The sequence below is a fragment of the Acinetobacter sp. genome (assembly GCF_036659555.1).
GTDB lineage: Bacteria > Pseudomonadota > Gammaproteobacteria > Pseudomonadales > Moraxellaceae > Acinetobacter.
In genome coordinates this window covers 1-2615 of sequence record NZ_JAVXCI010000164.1, presented here as the reverse complement: position 1 = coordinate 2615, position 2615 = coordinate 1, and the positions used below count along the sequence as shown (strand labels likewise).

Here is a 2615-nt window from a genome sequence, read left to right as displayed (position 1 = left end):
ATCCTCAATGGCAATCGGTCTAATTTCCGATACGCTCATGCATACTCCTTATTATACAGGCAGATTTCCGCCCGCATTTATATGTCGTAAATCTTGCTAAAATTTCACTCAAAAGCATGAGTTAAAATCTAAAATACAGCCGAAAATTATAGCATAAACACTCTTATTTATGTGCGTTATCAGGCAACTTAATCGCCTTAATTTCGCGGTTTGCAATGCCTGAAATTCATTCATAAATGGCTGCAGCGGCAATCCGCCTTCAGATTGGCTTTTTTCTGCCCAGCAGCCGAAAAAAACGCCTAAATACATACAGCCATATGCGGCCTGAAATGCAGGATTTTAAACCACATGAAAGGCTTTTGCCGGCTGCCGAAAGCTGGATCAGGATGGTGCAAAGCTCAGCCTGCGGGGCTGGCTACGCGGTACAGCGCCGCATGCGCTCTTTGGAAGAAAATTAAATCCAGCTCCAGGGAGACTCCGGTCAGCTGGTGAATCATGCTGTGCAGCTGCCCGCGGTGATGACTTTGATGATTGAATACATGCGCCAGGATTTCGGCCAAAGGCTCATGATAGGCCTGATCGCGGCGGATATAGTGAATTTCCTGCTGGAACCCGGCTTCATCCAGCGACTGAATATAGGCCAGCAGGCGCAGATCGTGCGCTTTGCGCGCCTGAATCAAATCATCTGCATCAGGGTATGGCATGTCATCCAGCGCATAGCCAGACGGCTTAAGGCCGCAAATGCGCTCAAACCACAGCACATCGCCCACATATAAATGATTAATCATTTGAATAATGCTTTTAAAATAAGCGCCGCAGTCCCGCTGCTGCTGCTCAGGGCTTAATGCCTGTATGGCGGTGTATAATTCTGCATTCGCCCACTGGTTATAGTGCGCAAACATTAAGTAATGATTTTTAAAGCTGTAAGGCATTTTGCACATCTTTTTTTAGCTATATGGCTTATTTTTATCATAAAAAAAGCCCCTATGCAGAATTTCCGCACAGGGGCTTTTGAAACTGAAGCTTCAGAAATTAGATTTTAGCAACCAATTCCGGAACGACAGTGTTCAAGTCGCCCACTAACCAGTAGTCAGCAACTGCATTGATAGGCGCTTCTTCGTCTTTGTTGATCGCAACGATCACTTTAGAATCCTTCATGCCCGCCAAGTGCTGAATCGCGCCGGAAATGCCGACTGCGATATACAGGTCAGGCGCAACAATTTTGCCGGTTTGGCCAACCTGCATGTCGTTAGGCACGAAGCCTGCATCAACCGCAGCGCGTGAAGCGCCTTGGGCAGCGCCAAGCTTGTCCGCTAATGGGTCAAGCACAGTGTGGTAGTTCTCGCCAGAACCTACACCGCGGCCGCCAGATACAACAATGCGCGCAGCAGTCAATTCAGGACGCTCTGATTTCACGATTTCTTCAGAAATGAACTTGGAAATGCCTGCATCGCCTTGGGAAGCCAAAGCTTCAACCGCAGCAGAGCCGCCTTCAGCAGCAACTGCATCGAATGCTGTACCGCGCACAGTCGCAGCAACAATCGCTTCGCCAGACTGAACAGTTGCAATCGCGTTGCCTGCGTAAATTGGACGCTTGAACGTATTTGCTGAGTCAACCGCAATAATGTCAGTGATCATGCTGACATCCAGCAGCGCAGCAGCGCGCGGCAAAATGTTTTTGCCTGTCGTGGTAGAAGCCGCAAGGATGTGAGAATAACCCGCACCGATTGAAGCGACTAATTTAGCAACGTTTTCAGCCAATTGGTTTGCATAAGCAGCGTCGTCCGCAAGCAATACTTTGCTTACGCCGGCAACTTTAGCCGCCTGGTCAGCAACCGCCTGCGCGCCAGAACCCGCAACCAATACAGTGATATCGCCACCGATTTTCTGAGCTGCTGCCACAACGTTTAAAGTTGCGCCGTTCAGCGCTTTATTGTCGTGCTCAGCGATAACTAAAATACTCATGATTTTATCCTTCTGTATTAGATCACTTTCGCTTCGTTTTTCAATTTTTCTACAAGCTCATCCACAGATTTCACTTGTACGCCAGCTTTGCGTTCTGCAGGCGCTTCAACTTTAACAGTTTTAAGCTTAGTTGCAGGATTAACGCCGTAATCAGCAGGTGACTTCGCATCAAGCGGTTTTTTGCGCGCTTTCATGATGTTTGGAAGCGCCGCATAGCGGGGCTCGTTCAAACGCAAGTCAGTGGTGATGATTGCTGGAAGTGTAAGTTCAACAGTCTGCAAGCCGCCGTCAATTTCACGGGTCACTTGCACTTTATCGCCATCCACTTTCACTTCTGAAGCGAAAGTGCCTTGGCCTGCGCCAAGAAGCGCGCCAAGCATTTGGCCGACCTGATTTGAATCATCATCAATTGCCTGCTTGCCTAAAAGGATCAGCTGAGGCTGTTCAGCATCTGCAACGCCTTTCAAAATTTTCGCAATTTCCAAAGCGCCCAGCTGGCTGTCATCCGCTTCAACTAAAATGCCGCGGTCTGCGCCAAGCGCCATTGCCGAACGGATTTGTTCTTGAGCTTCTTTAGGACCAATAGAAATAACAACGATTTCTGAAACAGTTCCTTTTTCTTTTAAGCGAACCGCTTCTTCCACTGCGAT

General features: G+C 48.3%; 3 protein-coding genes. All 3 read right to left on the bottom strand.

Going from position 1 to position 2615, the window contains the following annotated elements; translation table 11 throughout:
• Nucleotides 1–398: 398 nt before the first annotated feature.
• Nucleotides 399–932: a DinB family protein gene (locus RSA72_RS14340; RefSeq protein ID WP_332624690.1), complete on the bottom strand. Its 534-nt coding sequence runs from the start codon at nt 930–932 to the stop codon at nt 399–401.
• Between the two features lie 100 nt (nt 933–1032).
• Nucleotides 1033–1965, bottom strand: coding sequence for an FAD-binding protein (locus RSA72_RS14335; RefSeq protein ID WP_332624691.1), 933 nt, complete (start codon nt 1963–1965; stop codon nt 1033–1035).
• A 17-nt stretch (nt 1966–1982) separates the two neighbouring features.
• The coding region (locus RSA72_RS14330) for an electron transfer flavoprotein subunit beta/FixA family protein (protein ID WP_332633419.1) at nt 1983–2615 on the bottom strand (633 nt) is incomplete at its 5' end.

Bases quoted from the DNA above. Each gene is read 5' to 3' on its own strand.
- RSA72_RS14340 (WP_332624690.1), bottom strand. From the start codon at position 932: ATGCCTTACAGCTTTAAAAATCATTACTTAATGTTTGCGCACTATAAC.
- RSA72_RS14335 (WP_332624691.1), bottom strand. From the start codon at position 1,965: ATGAGTATTTTAGTTATCGCTGAGCACGACAATAAAGCGCTGAACGGC.